Here is a 16022-nt window from a genome sequence, read left to right as displayed (position 1 = left end):
CGCGTGCCTTAAGATGGTGGCAGACGTCGGTGATTATGCGTTGGCAGTCAGCACAGGGTACGAGGAGTTCGACGAATGGCAGGCGTATATTTTGATATGGGGGAAAAGATCATGCATTTAGTTCTACTGTCAGGCGGTTCCGGGAAAAGGCTGTGGCCATTGTCTAATGATGCCCGATCGAAGCAATTCCTGAAGGTTCTGCGCGACGAAGCGGGGAGCCCGGTATCTATGGTCCAGAGGGTTTGGGGGCAACTGGGCGCGGCGGGTTTAGCGGATTCTGCCGTGATCGCCACGGGACGGGCTCAGGTGGACATGGTCCAGAGTCAATTGGGTCCGGATGTCCGGCTGATCGTTGAGCCCGAGCGGAGGGATACTTTTCCGGCCATAGCGCTGGCTGCCGGCTATTTGCACTCTGTGGCCGGGGTGGCGCGCGACGAGGTTGTCATGGTCCTGCCGGTGGATCCCTATGTGGAAGACCGCTTCTTCCGCAGAGCGCAGTCTTTGGAGACGGCTCTGCGCGATTCCGGGGCGGAGCTGGCCCTCATGGGGGTTGTTCCCTCTTTTCCCTCGACAAAGTACGGTTACATTATCCCGGAATATGCCGAGCGGCTCACCCAACGAAATGACGGACAAAATGACGAATCGTCCTTCCGCGGAGTCAGAGCTTTCCGGGAAAAGCCCGACACAGAGACAGCCCAGGCCTTGATGGATCAGGGAGCGCTCTGGAACTGCGGTATCTTTGCTTTTCGTCTGGGCTTCGCGCTGGATCGGCTGCGGGAGATGGGTTTCTCGGAAAATTATCAGGAACTCCTGGAACAGTATGGGGAACTGCCGAAGAACAGCTTCGACTACGAAGTGGTCGAGAAAACCGAACATATCGTGGTGGTGGACTATGACGGTGAATGGAAAGACCTTGGAACCTGGAATACTTTAACGGACGAGATGACAGAGCCGGTCAGCGGCAGGGGAATCCTCAGTGCGGACAGTGTGAGAACGCACGTGCTGAACGAGCTGGATATCCCGGTGGCCGTGCTCGGCTGCCAAGACCTCATCGTGGCGGCAGGACCGGACGGCATCCTCGTTACCCGGCGGGACGCAAGCCCACGGGTGAAGGAGCTTGTCGGGCACCTGAACGGACGGCCAATGTATGAAGAGCGGCGCTGGGGCTGGTACAGGGTTTTGGACTATACATCCTTTGCCGACGGCAGGGAGGTCTTGACCAAAAGGATAGCTGTAGAGGCCGGGAAGAACCTGAGCTACCAGCAGCATCGCCACCGGAGCGAGGTCTGGACCGTGATTCAGGGCGAAGGGGAATTTGCCCGGGATGGAGTGATGCGGCGGGTGGAGGCCGGGGACGTGTTGGAGATCCCCGCCGGAATGCGGCATGGGATTCTGGCTTTGACGGATCTGGAGTTTATCGAGGTGCAGAGCGGGAACCCGCTGGTGGAAGAAGATATCATCAGACTTTGCATGTCCTGGGAAGAGGCGCGGGAGATGTGCCGGGGGTAAGCGTGCCGGCGCTGTGCGGACCGACTTCGTTGTCATGGCGGCTTGGTTTTACGGAGCCACGGTCCGAACTTTTAAGAGCGAAAGGGATTGCGCTATTCCGGCCGTCATGCGTGTGCTGATAAAAGTCACTCGCTTAGTGAAAGGAAGGGGATTTGTGTGCTGGATGAGATTAAGGCCCAACTCGCAGAAATAGAGAAGTATTACAACAGTATCTCCGATGACGAGCTTAAGCAACGGCTTATTAAGGCTGGCTTTGAAATCGTCGAAGGCGTGCCGGGTCAGTTTTTCATCGATGAGGAAGACGAAGACAAAAATGGACAAGGCAAAGAGTGCTCTGATTTTCGATAATTTTTGGGTGCAGGATATTATTTTTGAGAAGAATCCAGGGTATGTCAAGACCGACGAGAAGCCTAGTCTAGACGTTAAGTTTTCTGTCACTCAGGATGAGAATATTGACCAGATTTTTTATCCTTGTGCGTGGTATTTACGATGCACGTATTTTGTGATATATTGAATATGCTAAAGCAAGGAGCTGATGATGATTATGGCTGAGACGACGAATATAAGCATTCGTATGGATGTCGAATTAAAAAAACAGGCTGAGCAGCTTTTCTCTGAGCTCGGAATGAACATGACGACGGCCTTCAATATTTTCCTGCGTCAGGCCGTGCGTCAGCAGAGAATTCCGTTTGACATTGCCCTTGAGGGTCCGAATACCGAGACGATTGCCGCGATGGAAGAGGCTGAGCGCATCAGCCGTGACCCTTCGGTTAAAGGCTATACTGATGTCGACCAGATGATGAAGGAGCTTTTGGCCGATGTATGAAGTGAAGTCGACTTGTTCAGATAAAGCAACTGCAGACAATGCTTAACAACGCTGCACAGGGTCTGCGGCGGATTTTCTGCTTTCTTCGTTGACGATGGGAAAGACGTCTTCGATGGGCAGGCCCAGGGCTTGACGGGAGGAGTGTCCTGTCAGCAGCTCGGCCCGAGGATTGAGGTAGTCGACCCGCCCATGCGTGTCGGTGGAAGACCTTGAGAGTATCGGCTTATTCGTAGTCGACAATGGAGTGTAAGATGGGCGTTGCTGGAAAATCGTCTTTTCGCCCACCATCTGACGGAGTGGCTGGGCGTTACGGATCGAAGCGTTGGCGGATAGGTTTGCGCTTCGCACTTTCACTTCAGGCAAGAAATGGTATAATCTAACCGAATCTTGCGCAAATGCACAAGGACTTATTTCCAATAGAACCGCTGAAATAGGGGCTGTTGGCATGGCACATGCTATACCGGATCAAAGGGTGAAGGAATATTCTGCGACTGGCCCACGCAAAGTTGCGAAAGTAACGCCAGGTAGTGGCTATACCCTGAGCATAGGTTTTTGACAACGGTGAAACCAGGGTTTTAGACATGTCGGATAAATTATTTGGCGCTTTTGAGATACTCAAAGATCAAGAGAAGTTTAACGCGGTATTTGTGGACGAACACGGGAATTGGCCTGGGAGAGAGACAAGAAAGCAGATTCAAAAGACGTTTGGGACAACAGAATTGATGCCGGCAAGCAGCCTTTCCATTTCTTCCGCCGGAACCGGGCGGCTGAAGAGGAAGCCTTGCATGACGTCGCAACGGTTGGCGAGCAAGAAGAGCCGCTGGGCAGGGGTTTCCACCCCTTCCGCCAAGACAGTCAGATCAAGGCTATGCGCCAGTTGGATGATCCCGGTCACTACTTTGGCTCCTTTTGTATCTAGGGCGATGTTTTCAATGAAGCTCTTGTCGATTTTCAGAGTGTCAATGGGCAGGCGGCGCAGGTAATTGAGGGAGGAATAGCCGGTGCCGAAATCGTCCAAGGAAATTCGCACGCCCAGGCGTTTGATCTGTTGCAGTAATTCAACGGTGGCCGCCGCATTCTCAATGATAACGCTCTCGGTGATTTCCAATTCCAGCCATTCCGGGTCGAGGTCGCCGGCGGCGATGATCTCCTGCAGATCGCGGATAAAGTTTCCGTCGCGCAGCTGCCGGGCCGAGATATTGACGGCCATGCGCAGGGGAGGATATCCTTGGGTACGCCAAGCGCGGCTCTGCGCACAGGCAGAACGCAGGACCCACCAGCCGATCGGGATGATCAGCCCGGTCTCTTCCGCTGCCGGGATGAAGGTGCCGGGCATGACCAAGCCTTCCGGGGACAGACCTTCGAGCGTGGTGTGCCAGCGCAGCAAAGCTTCGACGCCGACGATGGCGCCGCTGAGCAGGTCAACCTGGGGTTGGTAATACAGCACGAGTTCCGCCCGTTCCAGGGCTTTACGTAAAAGATTTTCAATGGTCATGCGCTCCTTAATGAGTTGGTTGAGGGAATCCGTGAAGAATTGATAACGGCCGCCTCCCAGCTCTTTGGCCCGATACATAGCCGTATCCGCCTGCTTGATCAATTCCTCGGCCAAGGCGCCGTCGTCCGGATAAAGGCTGATGCCGATGCTGGGGGTGACGAAGATCTCCTGTCGGTTGAGGCGGAAGGGGGTGGCGAAAGCGCGGATGATTTTCCGGGCGGCCTTGGCGGCATGCTCAGCCTGAGAGAGTTCCGGCAGAAGGATGACGAATTCATCTCCGCCCCAACGGGAGACGGTGTCTTCGGAACGGAGTACCCGGCTGATCCGGGCGGAAGCTTCGCGCAAAAAAACGTCCCCTTGGGAATGCCCCAGAGTATCATTGATCAGTTTGAAACGATCAATGTCGAGGAAGAGAACGGCGCTTTTGCAGTGCAGGCGTTGGGCGTGGGCCAGGGCCTGCCTGAGGTGTTCGTTGAACAAGTGCCGGTTGGGCAAGCCCGTGAGGCTGTCATGGTAGGCTTGGTGGGTGAGCTGGCGCAGGAGTTTACGGTTTTTGCTCACGTCGTGAAAGACCAAAACGCTGCCGACGATCTGACCGTTGCGGTTGCGGATGGGCGCGGCGGTGTCCTCAATCGGAATGCGGCGCCCGTCGGGATGGACGAGGACCGTGTGGTTGGCGAGGCCCACGATCCGCCCTTCGCGCAGACAACGCTGCACGGGGTTTTCAACGGGGTTCCCGCTTTCTTCGTGGACGATGGGAAAGACGTCTTCGATGGGCAGTCCCGGGGCCTGGCGGGCGGGACGTCCCGTCAGCTGTTCGGCCCGCGGATTGAGGTAGTCGACCCGCCCGCGCGTGTCGGTGGTGATGACGGCGTCGCCAATGGAGTCCAGGGTTACCTGGGCTTTTTCCTTCTCTTGCCAAAGCGCTTCTTCGGCTTCTTTTTGGGATGTGACATCATTGAAGATGGCGACGATTTCGCCGGAAGGCAGTTTATAAATTTCATTTTCCCGCCAGCCTTTGAGGCGTCCGTCCTCATAAAAGGTGGCGGGGAAGTGGACGGATTCCCCCGTTCGCCAGACCTGGCGGAAGGCCGCCAGAAAACCGCGGATATCCGCTTCGGCATAGAGTTCCAGGAGGGAGCGGCCGACGGTCTCTTCTCTGACTAAGCCGTCGATTTGCTCGGCGGCGGGATTAATGTCCCGGAAGACAAAGTCCTGACCATTGTCCCGCACCTCGTAAACCGCGACCGCGCTCATCATATGTTCAAACATGGCCCGGTAGCGGGCTTCGCCGGCGGCGACTTCTGCCTGGGCCTCGACGAGTTCTTCGTAAGTGGCTTCCAATTCGGCGTGGGCCTCCTCAAGCCGTGAGAACTGTCGGGCCAAGGAGGCCTCCGAGTTTTTCAGGGCGTTCACGGCCCGACGGATGAGAAAATAAAGCAAGACTGCGGTGACGAGGACAAAAAGCCAGCCTTTCAGGGTGGAAAGGACTTCTGCGGTATGCAGGTCGGGGGCGGCGAGCTTGACCCAGCGATCGGAAACGAGGATCCAAATGCCTGAAAAAACGGCATAGATCAGAGCAATGTTTAAAGGTGTGAGTTTGGGAGAATTGTCCTGCTTCATTCACAAGGCCTCCTTTTTCACGCCGGCTGTCTTTCTGGATGGGAAAAATTCGACAAGTAGCCGCAATTTTCTATTCAGTTCGCCAGAATCGTGGGAAATCCTGCCTGAGTGAAGAGATATTATAAAACGTGCGCGGGAAAACCTCGGAATTTGGTTCCGAAACCAGCCGGCATTACATCGGCAGAAGCGCCGGCCGGATACTCTGCTCGGAGCCCGTCTTAATTAAATCTTGATAATTTCTCCAAAAATACGCCATCTGCGCCTGCTATACTGAGCAAGAGTTCGTTGCCGGGGTGTGTTCGGGTCTAAGAGTTAGGACGATTCCTGGTGGGTTCCGGTCAGGGAGAGTCTCAAGGCGTTTCGGTAAGTTCGGGTCCGAGAGAGAGTCTCAAGGTGTTCCGATGGGTTCGGATCGGGGAAGAGTCTCAAGGCGTTTCGGTGAGTTCGGATTCGGGAGAGAGCCTCAAGGTGTTCCGATGGGTTCGGATCGGGGAAGAGTCTCAAGGCGTTTCGGTGAGTTCGGATTCGGGAGAGAGTCTCAAGGTGTTCCGATGGGTTCGGATCGGGGGATGGTCTCAAGGCGTTTCGGTGAGTTCGGATTCGGGAGAGTCCCAAGGTGTTCCCGTGGATTTGGGTTTGAGGTATTCTTAAGGTGTCCGGAGTATTCTGGTCTGGGGATTCTTGAGAAACCCCGGGGAGGGTATGGCCCGGGGGACTCTTGAGATGTCTTAGGTGGGTTTAGCCGCGATAGTACTTAAAGAGGAGGACGGCTCGTGTGAATCTGAAGAAAAGTTTGACGAAGGTGTTGAATTATGCCCTGATTTCGGCCTTGATCTTAGGTTCGGCTGTGTTCGGCAACCCGGGTTCGGTCTTGGCGGCCGGTGGAGGAGGCGGGGGTCAGCCCGCGGCGGCGACGGTGCAAACACTGGATCACCTGCTTTTCGTTACGCCGGGTGATTCCAACCTGATTACCGGCGAGGTCAGTTCGATTAACCTGCAGCTGTTTGACGGTACAGGCGAACCTTTTTCGGGGCAGGTGTCCGCCAGTTTGACGGACGCGCAGGGTGTGGTGACCGATTACCCGATTTCCGGATCGAATGGCTGGTACTCGGTCACAGGGGTGACTCCTGCTCACCCGGGTACTTATCAACTGACGATTACGCAGCTTTTTAACCAATATGGCAAGAGGTACCAGGCCGAGGGAACGGTCAATGTTATCGATGCCACAGCCACGGTCTTAAGCGGAAGCCTGGCCGTCGATGACAACACTCAGGTGACGGCCAAGCTGACCGGTTTTGACGGTGCTCCCTTGACCAATCGGGCCGTGACCATCGACGGTTCGGGAGTCGGCTCCCCTTCGCAAACGGTGACGACTCTGACGGACGGCACCTTCAGTTTTTCCATGACCCCTTCTCAGACGGGAACGGTGAACTTTATCCACGGGGGAGTGATTGTCGGCAGCATTACGGTGGGGGCCGAAAACGCCAAAGTGACCACTTCCGGTGTGCTCGTTCTCAACGAACCGAGTTTGATTACGGCTACTTTGGTGGACGGCAAAGGGAATCCCTTAAACAACCGCACGGTTCAATTGGATGAGTCGGCCTTGGGTTTGGGCAATCAAACCTTCACGACCTTGTCTGACGGGACGTTTCATTTCAACCTGACTCCGACCCAGATGGGAACCATTAATTTCATTTACTCGGGGGCTGTCGTGGGCTCGATCCAGGTGCAGCCGGACTTTACGATGCAGCCCAGGTTAGGCGGGCAAAGCGGGAACAATGCCGCTTTGTCGGTGGAAGTCGCTAAGGAAGGCTGGAGTGCAGCGGACAGCGTGATCCTGACCCGAGATGACGTGTTGTCAGACGCGATGACGGCGGTGCCTTTGTCCAAGAAACTGGATGCCCCGATCCTGATGACCGGGACCTCCGCTTTGGACAGCGGGGTTTTGGCTGAGATCAAAAGTCTGGGGGCCACGCACATCTATATTATCGGAGGGACCGGAGCGGTCTCGGCCGGCATCCAGAATGAATTGACCGGTCTCGGCTATACGGTGGAGCGGCTGGGAGGGACTGACCGGTATGCGACGGCGGCAGAGATTGCGGCTCGGGTGGGCTCGCGGGGGACGGTGTATTTGGCCTACGGATACGGGGAACCGGATGCCCTGGCTGCCGATGCTTTTGCGGCCGAACAAGGTAACCCGATCCTGCTTACGGAGAGCGGCGACCTGCCGGCTTCCACGCAGGCGGAACTGGAGAGCCTGAAGCCTTCGTCGGTTATCCTCTTGGGCGGGACCGGGGTCATTGATTCGAGCCTGCAATCCTTTTTGAGCGGCCGCTATGCCGTCGAGCGCTGGGGTGGGGTGGATCGCTACGGAACCGAGCAGGAGATCTTTCAGAATATCTTGGACAGTCAACAGGTTGCCCAACAGTATCCCCTCTACATTTCCTCGGCCTTGGTCTCCCGCGCTGACGTGGCGGGCGGGGAACCTTACGGGGATGCTTTGCTGGCCGCGGCGCTGGCGGCGAAGGAAGGCGGTTTTGTTGTGACGCTTCCCCCCGATACCTTGCCTTCCGCGATTTCCACCTTTTTCCTATATAACAAGGCCTATATTCCGTCGGCCCAGGTCGTCGGGAGCACGTCCGCTGTCAGTGCGGGTCTGGAGGCCCAGTTCGAGAGTCTCTTGATGCACTGAGGGATGCCGGCAGAAGATAAGGGCGCGGTCGGCAGACGATGCCGCGGCAGTGGGTCAGGGTATATTTTAGGGAATTCCGGTGTGAGTCCTGACCGTGAGTCCCGACCGAGAGACTCCGCCGCACGCATCTAGCTTCAGCCATGGTGAGATTCAGAGTGAGAAGTCGTGCAGAAGTTCAAAGAGACAGATTGGTCCATGGGTTTGCTTTCTCTCAGCTTTTGCCCCCAGTCCTCGGGAAGGACGGGGTCCGAGAGTCAAGATGCGGCCCATGGGCCTTTTTTGCCGCATCGCGGTCTGGGGGCGTGAATGCGAGTAAGGCTGGCTGACCGTCGTGCTTTGTGCCTTTGTGTTAAATGTTTCTCAAGTGGGGTTCAGGGGCAGGTAATTGGCGTTGTTAGTCGAATATTATACATCGAGATGAGCAAGATACGGGTAGAAATAGGATTATCTGACTTATCCTTGAATCAACTGTATGGGGACGCGGAGGTGGAGCGCAGGCGAACGACGAAACTGTATTTCAGACAGCGCGGATGTCGGCGCCAAGCGTTGGCGCGAATGGCTCAGATTCTACTGCAAATGGTTTAGGTTTTGCCGATAACGAGCACTATAGCCGGCCGGGGGGGTCGGGCGCAAGCATGCAGCCCAGTCTGTCTTCCTTCCAGGGGAGAGGTTTGGACTGTATTATTGCGTGTGCCTGCGTTGGGAAACGAAAGGAGAATCCGAATGAAGAGGTTACCGAGACATATGCTGCAAGTCTTGGTGGGTGCGGTCATGCTCACTGTCTTGCTGAGCGGCTGCGGCAATCAAGCGGGGGGCAAGACCGGACAAACCAAACCGGTGGAAAAGCTGACTTTTGATTTTCCGGTGGCTGTGGCCGGGCCCTTGGCCCAGGACATGACCCAATTAGTGAACGAGTTTAATCAAGCGCATCCGGATATTCAGGTCACGCCCGTATTTTCCGGGGATTACGGCACGACCATGACCAAGGTGCAGACAGGATTCAAGTCGGGCAATGCCCCAGATGTGGCGGTGCTTTTGTCCACGGACATGAACACTCTGTTGGATAACCACCTGATCCTTCCGATCAATGGTTTTGCCGCTTCGAAAAAGGACCAGCAATGGCTGAACTCTTTTTACCCCGCCTTTATGGCAAATTCCAATCTCAATGGGACGACCTACGGGATACCTTTCCAAAGGAGTACCCTGTTGCTTTACTACAACAAAAATGAGTTTCAAAAAGCCGGTCTCAATCCGAATAATCCCCCGAAGACTTGGTCTGAGCTGGTGACCGACGGTAAAGCCTTGACCAAAGCGGGTCAATGGGGTTTGGAGATCCCGACCAGCGGCTTAACCTACTGGGAGTTTCAGCCTTTTGCCATTGAAAACGGTCAGAATGTGGTCGGGGATGCGGCCAACAAGGTGTATTTTGACCAGCCCAAAGTCGTCCAGGCCCTGCAATTTTTTGCCGACCTGAGCCTGAAAGACAAGATTGAACCGCCGGGGTTGATCGGCTGGGCGACCGCTCCCGACGATTTCGCCTCCGGCAAAGCGGCGATGATCTATCATTCGTCCGGAAGTCTAACTCAGATCCTAAAAACCGCCAAGTTTCCGGTCGGTGTGGCGATGCTGCCTGGCAATGTGCGGCCCGGGACGCCTACGGGCGGGGGCAATCTTTACATCATCAATACCAGGAATAAAGCGAGAGAGCAAGCGGCTTTCAAATTTGTGAAGTGGATGAGCAGCCCGGACGTTACCGCCAAGTGGGCGATCGAAACGGGCTATATCGGCACTTCTCCGGCTGTTTATGAGACAGCCCAGATGAAGAAATACCTGCAGGCGACACCGCAGGGAGATGTGGCACGGCAGCAGCTGCAATACGCGGCCAAGGAACTGGCGACCCACGACGGCCAGGAGATTCAGCAGATCCTGTCCACGGCCTGCCAAAAAGTCCTGACGCAGAACGTGCTGCCGCAAGCGGCCTTGACTGCGGCCCAACAACAGGCGGATGCCCTTTTGAGCAAGTTCAAAGACTAGGACCCGGCCGGGGAGTCAGAAGCGGGACCAAAGGTGAAGACCGGAGCGGACCGGACGGGACTGATCGACTCTCGGGTGACAGACTGTTCTCGGTGAGTTTCGGTCCCGGTGACAATCATTCTCAGGCTCTGCGGGCGGGGCAAAGCAACCGGCTTTGCTGTCGCCCGCGCACGGCCGGGACGGTTTGGCGACCGCAGGAAGGTATGAGAAACTCTTAAGCCGGGAGACTCAGACAAAGCCGCCCGAGGACGCAAACCGGTCAGGGGGACCGAAGTAAACGATTCGGCCTAAGGAGTTTAAAGAATGCCAAGTTCGATAGGTCAAAAGGGTCAAAAGGCCGGTAGCGGCAAAGGCGGGCGCGTGGGCTTTCGGGCCGCGCTCCTGCTCGCGCCCTCCGCTCTCATCCTAATTATTTTTACCTTGTGGCCGATGGTGGTCGCTGTATATCACAGCCTGTTTTTCAGCGATAATGCCCACCCGGTGCCGGTATTCGCGGGATTGGCTAATTTCACCGCTTTGGGTCGTGATCCGGTGTTTGCGCAGGTCATGAGGAATACGGTACTCTTTATTTTGGGGACGGTACCGGTGAGTATGCTTATCGCCATGGTTTTGGCGGTGGCGCTCAACCGCAGGTACCGGCTGACGCCGTTTTTCCGGCTGGCGCTTTTCCACCCGGTGGTGCTGCCCATGGTGAGTGCCGCTTCCATCTGGCTTTTCATGTATACTCCGGACTATGGCATTGTGGACAAAGTGCTGGCTCTTTTCGGGGGGCCCCAGATTAATTGGCTGGGAGAACCGGGGACGGCCTTGCCGGCGATTATGCTGATGACGATCTGGAAACAGGTGGGCTATTTTATGATTTTCTATCTGGCCGGTCTGCAGAACATCGGCCAGGATCCGTATGAGGCGGCTGCGGTGGACGGGGCCGGACCGGTCAAAGCTTTTCGCAGCATCACGGTGCCGCTTCTCATGCCGACTTCCCTCTTTGTCTTCATCATCGCCATGGTGGACGCTTTCCAGATGATCGATCAGTTGTACGTTATGACTCAGGGCGGGCCCAGTAACGGCACGAACATGCTGCTCTACTACATTTACCAGCAGGCCTTTGCCTTTTCCAACCTGGGGAAAGCTTCGGCCCTGTCTGTCATTCTAATCGTGATCCTGTTGGCGGTTGCCGTGCTGCAGACTTTGGCGGACAAGCGGGTGCACTATGAATCCTGAGGCCGGACGGTGCCCCCCTCCCGGTACGAGGCCTAAGGCGGGAAGTAACTGGTACGCGTCGCCTCGCGACCAAGGGATTGGCGGACAAGGGATTGACGGACGAAGGATTAACTGACGAAGGATTGACGGATAGGGATTGGCGGATAGGGATTGACTGGCGAAGGATTAGCGATGAAGGATTAGCGATGAAGGATTAATGATGAAGGATTAATGATGAAGGATTAGTGATGAAGGATTAGTGATGAAGGATTAGTGATTAAGGATTAGTGATTAAGGATTACGGATGAAGGATTACGGATGAAGAATCTGGGAGGGAGAAGCGGCTCTTATGTACAGACGCAAGATCGGAGATGTGGTTCTCAATGCCGTGCTGCTCCTGATTTCGGTGATTTGGCTGGTCCCGCTCCTCTGGACCGTTCTTATGTCGTTCAAGGACCCCAATAATATCAACGGTTTGACGCATTTGCTGGGGGGAATCCAATTATCCTGGCAGAACTTTGCGGCGGCTTGGACAAGCGGGCAGTTTCAGCTTTATTACATAAATACTATTGAAATCTGTGCCGGCATCCTCATCGTGCAGCTGCTGACGATTACCCTGGCAGGGTATGCTTTTGCTCGCTATTCTTTTCGGGGAAAATCGATCGTTTTCGTCATTTTTCTTTTGCAGTTGATGATTCCCACTAGTGCCCTAATCGTGCCGAATTACCTGACCATTAAGGATCTGGGCTTAGTGGACACGAAATGGGCGATCATGCTGCCCTATTTTGCTTCTGCTATGGGAACGTTTCTCATGAGGCAGACGTTCCGGCAGATCCCGCGGGACTTGGAGGAGGCGGCTATGTTGGACGGTGCCTCCTGGTGGCAAATCATCTGGTATGTACTCTTGCCGGCGGCGCGCCCCGGGCTGGTTGCTTTTTCCCTGGTCTCCGTGAGCTTCCACTGGAACGATTTCCTCTGGCCTTTGATCGTCACCCAGACGCCCCAAAATCAGCCGTTGACAGTCGGCCTTTCCCTGCTTACCCAGATGGGGGAGACCGGGGCGCAGTGGTCGATGATTACGGCCGGCACTTTGCTGGTGGTGTTGCCCTTGTTGGTTATGTTCATCCTCTTTCAGAAACAATTCATCAGCAGTTTCATCCAGTCGGGAATTAAGTGATTTGAGCGGGACCTTTGGGGGAGACTGAGACAGCCGGGAGTTTACAAACCGGATGAGGATCATAAGACCGGAGGGACCTCGGTCTGATGAACCCGGCGGTCGGAGTCCATAAACCGGGCCAAAAGGGTAAGATCGGATTAAGAGGATAAGACCGGACTAAAAGGGTAAGACCGGATTAAGAGGGCAAGACCGGATTAAGAGGGCAAGACCGGATTAAGAGGGCAAGACCGGATTAAGAGGGCAAGACCGGATTAAGAGGGCAAGACCGGATTAAGAGGGCAAGACCGGATTAAGAGGGTAAGACCGGATTAAGAGGGTAAGACCGGATTAAGAGGGTAAGACCGGATTAAGAGGGCAAGGCCGGATTAAGAGGGCAAGGCCGGATTAAGAGGGCAAGGCCGGATTAAGAGGGCAAGGCCGGATTAAGAGGGTTAAGACAAGACTAAGAGGGTAAAACCGGATTAAGAGGGTTAAGACCGGACTAAAAGGATCGGGGAAGTTTACTTGAAGATGGCTGACAAAGAAGCGATGACCGTCCTGATACTCATGACAAGCGATGTGCACGGGTTTGTTCTGCCCCGGGACTACGGGACAGGGGAGCCCGCGGCCAAGGGGCTGGCCAAGGCCGGAACTTTAATTCGCCGTTTGCGGCGGGACTATCCCCGGCACTTGACCGTGGACAACGGGGATCTCATTCAGGGGAGTCCTTTAACTTTTTACCAGGCCCGCTGCGGAGGCGATACACTCCATCCCATGGTCGCCTGTCTCGAGTCTCTGGTCTACGATGCGGCCGTGGTTGGGAACCATGAGTTCAATTACGGGCCGGGGGTCTTGACGAAGGTGATGGAAGAGTCACAGTTTCCTTGGCTGGCGGCCAATATTTGCCGCAAGGGGACGAAGGAGCCGGCTTTCGGTGAGCCATATCTACTGCGGACCTTTCCGGGGGACTGTCGGGTCGCAGTGTTGGGTCTGACTACGAAATATATCCCGTTTTGGGAGCACCCTACAAATATTGCCGCTTGGGATTTTATCGACCCGGTGGAGACGGCCCGCGTCTGGGTGCCTTTTCTGCGCCGGGAGAAGGGGGCTGACGCGGTGATCGTCGCCTACCACGGCGGCTTGGAACGGGATCCGAAATCGGGAGAGCCCCTGGAACGTTTGACGGGGGAAAATCAGGCTTATCAGATCTGTACGGAGGTAGAGGGCATTGATGTCCTCCTGGGTGGGCACCAGCATCGCGGGGTTGTCGCGGAGGTTGCCGGTGTGCAGGTGATTCAGCCGGAGAACGATGCCCGCCAGCTGGCAAAAGTGGTTCTCACCCTGGAGCAGGACAGGGGGCACTGGCGCGTGAGCGGGAAGAAGGCCGACTTGCTGGAAGTGGGGGACGTTCCGGCCGATGCGGAGATCGAGCGAATCGTGCGACCTTATGAAGAGAAAACGCAAGCTTGGTTGGAACAGCCGCTGGGCCGGGTCCGGGGGAATATGCGGATTGAGGACCCGATGGCCGCCCGTTTGGCGGACAATCCTTACATAGAGTTCGTCAACCGGGTGCAGATGCATTATTCGGAGGCCCCGATTTCCTGTGCTTCGATTTTCGCCGATACCTGCCCGGGTTTTTCCGCTCAGGTGACGATGCGGCAGATTCTGGCCAACTACATGTATCCCAATACCTTGAGGGTACTGAGGGTGCGGGGAGAGACGATCCGCCAAGCCTTGGAAGTGACGGCTACTTTCTTCGAAAGGGGTCCGGACGGAGCCCCGGGCGTGAATCCGGCTTTCTGCCGGCCCAAAGTCCAGCATTACAATTACGACATGTGGGAAGGCATCGAATACACTTTGGATATATCCAGGCCCGCCGGGTCGCGGGTGGTCCTGTTGAACCAAGGAGGGGAGCCTTTGGATCCTTGTGGTTTTTACGATGTGGTTATGAACAATTATCGGGCCGCGGGCGGCTCCTTATACGGAATGTTCAGCGGAGCCGAGGTTGTACGTGATATTCAGACCGAAGTCTCGGAACTGTTAACGAATTACTTTCTAGAGCATGAATGGGTGGAGGCCACCTGTGATCACAATTGGCGGGTTACCGGTTGTCGCGCCCGCTTCGCTCCGGCCTAACTTGTCCTATTGCCAATTATCCGGCGGACAGGAGGACGGGCACGGTAAAGTCGGGAAAGGCAACACGAGTGTGCAAAGATATTGTAAACATTGTAAAGTTATAAGCATACGTGGTGGACAGAAACGACAAAATACCTTAAAATAGTGGCCAGTGGGAATTCTTTCCCCAGAACGTGTTTACCGTGGCCAGAGCCAATTTATCATTTTCATTCCCCGCCGGGTGAGGGTGCTACACGAAACGACCTCCGCTGTGGATGGTACTTGATAACGCAGCGAGTGAGCCGGGTCAGAGTACCAAGCGGAGTGAGGGTTGAAAGAGCGGAGTGAGCGTTGGAAGAGCGCAGGGTGAGAGGGAAACGTTCGGGGCAGGAACCGGTCTGGGTGAAGTCAGAGAGAAAGCAGCCGGGAAAGGGGCTGGACTTATTGGACATTGTGGTGGCAAAGCCGTATACTCCTGCAAAGGATCTTTACCCAGAGATTCCTTTGTTCTCCTCTCGGAAATCCGGGCCGAAAGTGAGGGCGGTTGAACAGATTGTGCAGTCCCTCAGGCGCTGGTCTTGGCTTGAGGTGGAATTGGACAGGCTATGCCGGTTTGATCGCTATACGTACGTACATTCGATTCATGTGGCGGTTCTTTCTTTGATGATGGCTGAGCAACTGGCGTACAAAAGGAAAGACCTGCGAGACCTTGTGTTGGGTGCTTTGCTCCATGATGTCGGGAAAGAGAGAATACCGCTCGCCCTTTTGAATAGACCCGGCAAACTGACGCTGAATGAGTTTGAACTGGTTAAGGAGCATCCTTCTCTCGGGGAAGAGATACTCCGGCTGAAGCCTCTCTCGCTAAGCGCTTATCTGGTCATTTGCCAGCACCATGAACGCTGGAACGGGCGGGGATACCCGGACGGCTTGCATGGCACCCAGATTCATCCTTTCGCCCAGATAGCGGCGGTCGCCGACGTCTATGATGCTCTGACGACGGATCGGCCTTACCGGAAGGGACTTCCGGGCCGGGTGGCCTATGAGATGGTGGTCGCCGGGGCCGGCACTGACTTTAGCGAAGAGGTGGTCGAAGCCTTTCAAGAAATCGTGGTTCTTTTCTCCGCGACGGGACTATGAGCGGGTCGATAAGAACTGCTTCCGCGGAGGGTACACGGGTTGTTCCGGTGAAGAGGCAGCGCGAAGGTGCTTCGTGTCAGCCAAAAACGCGATCACAAAAAACTTCAGTGCATTTTTTCTAACCGCTCCGGAAAGGAATCCTCGGGGCGTTTTTTGATCTTGCGGGAGCGAAATGTTTACTGGCACGAAAGCTCCGAAGCCAGGAAGAACTGGAATATTGAGGAGACTTGGCAGG

The 16022-nt window shown here is 55.5% G+C and carries 10 protein-coding genes; 9 read left to right on the top strand and 1 reads right to left on the bottom strand.

Annotation, left to right across the window (positions count from 1 at the left end; genetic code table 11):
• The first annotated feature begins 75 nt into the window (after positions 1-75).
• The 3 genes from MNU25_RS00890 (at position 76) to MNU25_RS00880 (ending at position 2335) form a co-directional block, all read left to right on the top strand.
• Complete coding sequence (locus MNU25_RS00890) at positions 76-1509, top strand: sugar phosphate nucleotidyltransferase (protein WP_240983350.1); 1434 nt, start codon at positions 76-78, stop codon at positions 1507-1509.
• A 156-nt stretch (positions 1510-1665) separates the two neighbouring features.
• Positions 1666-1857, top strand: a complete 192-nt coding sequence (locus MNU25_RS00885) for a hypothetical protein (RefSeq protein ID WP_240983349.1) — start codon at positions 1666-1668, stop codon at positions 1855-1857.
• Positions 1858-2047: 190 nt separating this feature from the next.
• On the top strand, positions 2048-2335 hold the full coding sequence (locus MNU25_RS00880) for a type II toxin-antitoxin system RelB/DinJ family antitoxin (protein WP_443613699.1): 288 nt from the start codon (positions 2048-2050) through the stop codon (positions 2333-2335).
• Between the two features lie 694 nt (positions 2336-3029).
• Here MNU25_RS00880 and MNU25_RS00875 read toward each other — a convergent pair.
• A complete protein-coding gene (locus tag MNU25_RS00875; protein ID WP_240983348.1) occupies positions 3030-5453 on the bottom strand; it encodes a putative bifunctional diguanylate cyclase/phosphodiesterase in 2424 nt (807 codons plus the stop codon).
• Positions 5454-6228: 775 nt separating this feature from the next.
• Between MNU25_RS00875 and MNU25_RS00870 the strand changes: the two genes are divergently transcribed.
• The 6 genes from MNU25_RS00870 (at position 6229) to MNU25_RS00845 (ending at position 15787) form a co-directional block, all read left to right on the top strand.
• The gene (locus MNU25_RS00870; RefSeq protein ID WP_240983347.1) at positions 6229-8145 is read left to right on the top strand and encodes a cell wall-binding repeat-containing protein; all 1917 of its coding nucleotides are present in this window, start codon (positions 6229-6231) and stop codon (positions 8143-8145) included.
• 723 nt (positions 8146-8868) lie between these two features.
• Complete coding sequence (locus MNU25_RS00865; RefSeq protein ID WP_240983346.1) at positions 8869-10179, top strand: ABC transporter substrate-binding protein; 1311 nt, start codon at positions 8869-8871, stop codon at positions 10177-10179.
• 303 nt (positions 10180-10482) lie between these two features.
• A complete protein-coding gene (locus tag MNU25_RS00860; RefSeq protein ID WP_240983345.1) occupies positions 10483-11400 on the top strand; it encodes a carbohydrate ABC transporter permease in 918 nt (305 codons plus the stop codon).
• A gap of 328 nt (positions 11401-11728) precedes the next feature.
• The gene (locus MNU25_RS00855; protein WP_240983344.1) at positions 11729-12556 is read left to right on the top strand and encodes a carbohydrate ABC transporter permease; all 828 of its coding nucleotides are present in this window, start codon (positions 11729-11731) and stop codon (positions 12554-12556) included.
• A 510-nt stretch (positions 12557-13066) separates the two neighbouring features.
• A complete protein-coding gene (locus MNU25_RS00850) occupies positions 13067-14671 on the top strand; it encodes a bifunctional metallophosphatase/5'-nucleotidase (protein ID WP_240983343.1) in 1605 nt (534 codons plus the stop codon).
• A 345-nt stretch (positions 14672-15016) separates the two neighbouring features.
• Positions 15017-15787: an HD-GYP domain-containing protein gene (locus MNU25_RS00845; protein ID WP_240983342.1), complete on the top strand. Its 771-nt coding sequence runs from the start codon at positions 15017-15019 to the stop codon at positions 15785-15787.
• Positions 15788-16022: the final 235 nt, after the last annotated feature.

This window comes from Acididesulfobacillus acetoxydans, assembly GCF_902729405.1.
GTDB lineage: Bacteria > Bacillota > Desulfitobacteriia > Desulfitobacteriales > Desulfitobacteriaceae > Acididesulfobacillus > Acididesulfobacillus acetoxydans.
Note: the sequence above shows the minus strand (reverse complement) of the source record. Positions and strands in the feature narration are given on the sequence as shown.